The sequence below is a fragment of the Luteitalea sp. genome (assembly GCF_044337415.1).
Lineage (GTDB): Bacteria > Acidobacteriota > Vicinamibacteria > Vicinamibacterales > Vicinamibacteraceae > Luteitalea.
This window is the reverse complement of the sequence record NZ_JBIINP010000290.1, coordinates 1-4209: the sequence shown is the minus strand read 5'-3', so window position 1 is coordinate 4209 and position 4209 is coordinate 1. Positions and strand designations below refer to the sequence as shown.

Below are 4209 nucleotides of genomic sequence, written 5' to 3'. Positions count from 1 at the left end.
GTCCAGGCGATCATGCCGACGATCAGCATCCACTTCACGCCGAGCCGCACGAAGAAGAACGGCATCAGCAGCATGAAGCCGATCTCGGACCACTGGCCCAGCGTCATCTTGGCCGGCACGTTCGACACGCCGATCTCGCTCAGGAACGTGCCCGCGAGCCCGTAGTAGAACTGCAGCGGGATGCAGATGAGGAACGAGCCGAGCACGAAGATCGCGAACGACCGCTCCTTCATGAGTGCCAGTGCGTCCAGCCCGAGGATGTCGCGCATGGTCACCTTGCCGCCCGCCGCGCTCGGCGGCGTGTGCGGCAGCGCGAAGCTGTAGAGGCCGAGCAGCGCCGACGAGATCGCCGCGGTGCGGAACATGCCCGCGCTCGTGCCGAAGCCGAGGATGCCGATCGCCGACCCGGCGACGATCCAGCCGATGGTGCCGAGCACGCGCACCGCCGGGAACTCCTTGCCCGGGTCGGTCATCTGCCGGAACGACAGCGAGTTGGCCAGCGCCAGCGTCGGCATGTAGCACAGCGTGTAGATCAACAGCACGGGATAGAACGCGCCGAAGTCGGTGAGCGTGGAGACGTAGAACAGGAGCACCGCCCCGACCAGGTGCAGCACCGCCAGGATTTTCTCGGTGGCGAAGAAGCGGTCGGCGATCATCCCCACGAAGAAGGGCGAGACGATGGCGGCCAGCGCCGTGGCGCCGTAGGCCAGGCCGATCTGCGAGCCGCTGAACTTCAGCACCTCGTTCAGGTAGGGCCCCATCGTGACGTACCAGGTCCCCCACACGAAGTAGGTGAGGAACATCAGGATGGAGAGCTTGATGCGTGTGGAGGTCGGCATCTACTTGAGGTCCTTGATCCGGATGTTGCGGAACTCGACGAGGTCGCCGTGGTCCTGCAGGACGATGTGCCCGCGTGCGGCCTTGCCGTACAGCGGCCACACCTTGAACTTGCTCTCGGCCACCATCGTGGTCCACTCGGGGCTGCCGAACTCGTACTCGACGACCTTCGTGCCGTTGAGCCAGTGCTCGACGTGGTTGCCCTTGACGACGATCTTCGCGGTGTTCCACTCGCCCGCCGGCTTGCTGACGGCGGCGCTCGGCGGGATCAGGTCGTAGTTGGACCCCGACAGGCGGTCGGGACCGTTCTTGGCGTCCGGGTGCCGCTCGTTGTCGAGGATCTGGTACTCCGGCCCGCTCCAGTACGGCGCATTCCCCTGGGTGACGACGCGGTACATGATCCCGCTGTTGCCGCCGACGGCGATGCGGTAGTCGAGCTCGAGCTCGAAGCTGCCGTACTCCCCCACCGTCATGAGGTCGCCGCCCTTGTCGGTGCGGGCGAGCACGCCGTCCTTCACGGTCCACCCGGAGGGAGGCGCCTCCGACTTGAACGAGCGCCAGCCCGCCAGGCTCTTGCCGTCGAACAACGGCGTCCAGCCGCTCGTGGCGGCCGGTTGCGCGATCGCCGAAGCGCCCATCGCCAGTGTGGCGACGAACGCAAGGATTCCCATACGCGTCATCGAACGAACTCCTCGGAGCACGGGCAGAGCAGGCGCCGTGTGTGTGGGCGTCATGGTATCCGGCTTTGGGGCCGGCGGGACAGGGATCCCGGAGGTGGATCGGCTTCAGGCCCGGGGCCGGGCCGTCGTGGCGGGTTCAAGCGCCCTGGTCGCAGGGGAAGGCTCGGCGCGGGCGACCGAGGTGTCGGCGCCGCCCTGGTACTGGCAAGCCGGGACAGCGACGCCACTCAGCGCGAGGAAGAGCAGGGCGCGCACACGACGCGCGCCCCTGCTGGTGGCAATTTGAAATTCACGATTTGAAATTCTCAACGACGCGACCTCTTCGCGGTCGAGCGGCCTTGCACGCGCAAGGCCGCCGACCCGTCAATTTCAAATCCCAAATTTCAAATTGCCACGATCAGTTGGTGGCCTGCCCCGGCATCGGGACCGGCGGCGTGGCGATCGGGCCCAACTGCGGGCTGGCCGGCACCAGCGACTCGGTCGAGGCCATGGCCTCGTCCCAGGTGATGGCCTTGCCGCTGTAGGCCGACATCCGGCCCATGATCGCGGTCATCGTCGAATCGACGGTGTGCGGCAGTTCGTTGACGTGGACGCCGCCTCGGATGGCCTTGATCAGGTCGATGTGCTCCTGCACGTACGGGCTGATCGGATCCTTGTCGCCCTTCCACGAGGTCGCGCCGGCGATCTCGTACTTGTCGACCTGCGCCGTGCCCTTGGTGCCGACGAGCGCCTCGGAGACGCTGTTGGCGCAGTTGTCGATCTGCCGGCACATGCTGAGCATGTGGGTGCCGTCGGGATACTCGTAGTCGACCGCGAAGTGGTCGAAGATGTGGCCGTACGCCTTGTCGGTGCGGACCTGGCGGCCGCCCATCGCCGTCGCCTTCACCGGGTGCCCCTGCTTGGCCCAGTTGATGACGTCGAGGTTGTGGATGTGCTGCTCGACGATGTGGTCGCCGGAGAGCCAGGTGAAGTACAGCCAGTTGCGCACCTGCCACTCCATGTCGGACCAGGCCGCCTGGCGGTCACGCTTCCACAGGAAGCCCTGGTTCCAGTACGCGCGCGCCGAGACGATGTCGCCGATCGCGCCGCCGTGGACGCGCTTCATGGTCTCGATGTAGCCAGCCTGATGGTGGCGCTGCAGCCCGGTGACCACCGAGAGCTTCTTGGCATTGGCCTGCGCCGACAGCGCCAACACCTTCTTGATGCCGGGCGTGTCGACCGCCACCGGCTTCTCGCAGAAGACATGCTTGCCGGCGCCGAGCGCCGCTTCGAGGTGAGCCGGGCGGAATCCGGGCGGCGCCGCCAGGATGACGTAGTTCACCTCGGGCACCGCGAGCACCTTCTGGTACCCGTCGAAGCCGGTGAAGACATGCTCGGGCTTGACGGCCGCGCGAGCGCCGTACTGCTCCGAGAGGCGCTTCAGCGCCTGGCCGGACCGATCGCCGAACATGTCCGCGACCGCCACGAGGCGAACGCCGGACTCGTGGCCCTTGAACACGTCGGCCACCGCGCCGGCCCCGCGGCCGCCGGCCCCGATGAGCCCGATACGGATCTCGTCGCTGCCCTGCGCGTGCGCACCAGGGATCACGCCCCAGCCAGAAGCCAGCCCGCTGCCCACGGCCGCGGCCGTCGTCGTCTTCAGGAAATCACGTCGGTTCGATCCGGATTGCTCTGACATCTCGATACCTCGATGGCTAACGGGCTACGTCCTACATCCTGCGATACCTGACCGTCGACATGAATGTCGACGGCCACGAACGAATAGAGACAGCGGTGCGCGTGGGCTCTGTGGGTTCGTGGGCGTCGAGCTTCAGCTCGACGCGCCCACACCCGCCTCAGCGGTCCGCGCTTTCCTTGATCACCTGGCTCTTGAAGCCCTTGAGGTTGGGCTGCTCCTCGAGGGCTCGCACCACGCGGAAGCCGACGTGGTCGGCGTCCGTGTGCCAGTAGATGCTCTGGGGCACCTGCGGGTCGCGCTGGCTCCAGTCCTCGTGCGAGGACTGCCGATTGGCGTACCGCAGCTTGTCGGCGCCCTCGATGAACGAGCCGCCGCGCGTCGGGTGTGGATAGCGCTTGTCGGTGGGAAGCGCCACGGGCTGCGTGGCCTTGGCGCCCCATTCTGCGTAGCGGTTCTCCGCGTACAGGTCGAACACCCATTCCGCGACGTTGCCCATCATGTCGTGGAGGCCGAAGGCGTTGGGCGCCCTGGTGCCGACCTTGTGCGGGGTCTCCTTGGCATTGCCGGCGTGCCAGGCCTGCGCCTCGAGGGTAGCTGGCGTGGCGCCCTTGTCGCCGGCGCGCGAGGCGTATTCCCACTCGGCCTCGGTGGGAAGCCGGTAGGCCTTGCCGGTGACATTCGAGAGCCAGCGGCAGTACTCCATGGCCGCGTGCTGGGTCATCCCGAGGGCGGGCATCGTGCCCTTGCCGTAGCCCTTGGCCTCGTCGCCATAGGCCCGCGACGGCTTGGTGACCGCATCGACGGCGTCGCCCGCACCGCCATCGCCGGTGCGCGCGCCCGTGTTGCCGACGAACGCGAACTGGTCGAACTCGTCCCAGGTGACCTCGGTCTTGCCAATCCAGAACGGCTTGAGCGTGACCTCGACCTGCGGTCCCTCGTCGGCGTCGCGGCCGGCCTCCGATGCGGGACTGCCCATGAGGAAGGTGCCGCCGGGCACCGCCACCATCTCGAAGG

The 4209-nt window shown here is 67.3% G+C and carries 4 protein-coding genes; all 4 read right to left on the bottom strand.

Annotation, left to right across the window (positions count from 1 at the left end; translation table 11 throughout):
* Positions 1-839: MFS transporter (locus ACIRDX_RS21090; protein WP_396627406.1), on the bottom strand; the 839-nt coding region annotated here is incomplete at its 3' end.
* A complete protein-coding gene (locus ACIRDX_RS21085; RefSeq protein WP_396627405.1) occupies positions 840-1517 on the bottom strand; it encodes a DUF1080 domain-containing protein in 678 nt (225 codons plus the stop codon).
* A 397-nt stretch (positions 1518-1914) separates the two neighbouring features.
* Positions 1915-3195, bottom strand: coding sequence for a Gfo/Idh/MocA family protein (locus tag ACIRDX_RS21080; protein ID WP_396627404.1), 1281 nt, complete (start codon positions 3193-3195; stop codon positions 1915-1917).
* A 157-nt stretch (positions 3196-3352) separates the two neighbouring features.
* Positions 3353-4209 (bottom strand): formylglycine-generating enzyme family protein (locus tag ACIRDX_RS21075; protein WP_396627403.1); only part of this gene is annotated, 857 nt, incomplete at its 5' end.

What these genes read in the sequence shown, in the direction of transcription:
- ACIRDX_RS21085 (WP_396627405.1), bottom strand. Translation starts at nt 1,517, where the DNA reads ATGACGCGTATGGGAATCCTTGCGTTCGTCGCCACACTGGCGATGGGC.
- ACIRDX_RS21080 (WP_396627404.1), bottom strand. Translation starts at nt 3,195, where the DNA reads ATGTCAGAGCAATCCGGATCGAACCGACGTGATTTCCTGAAGACGACG.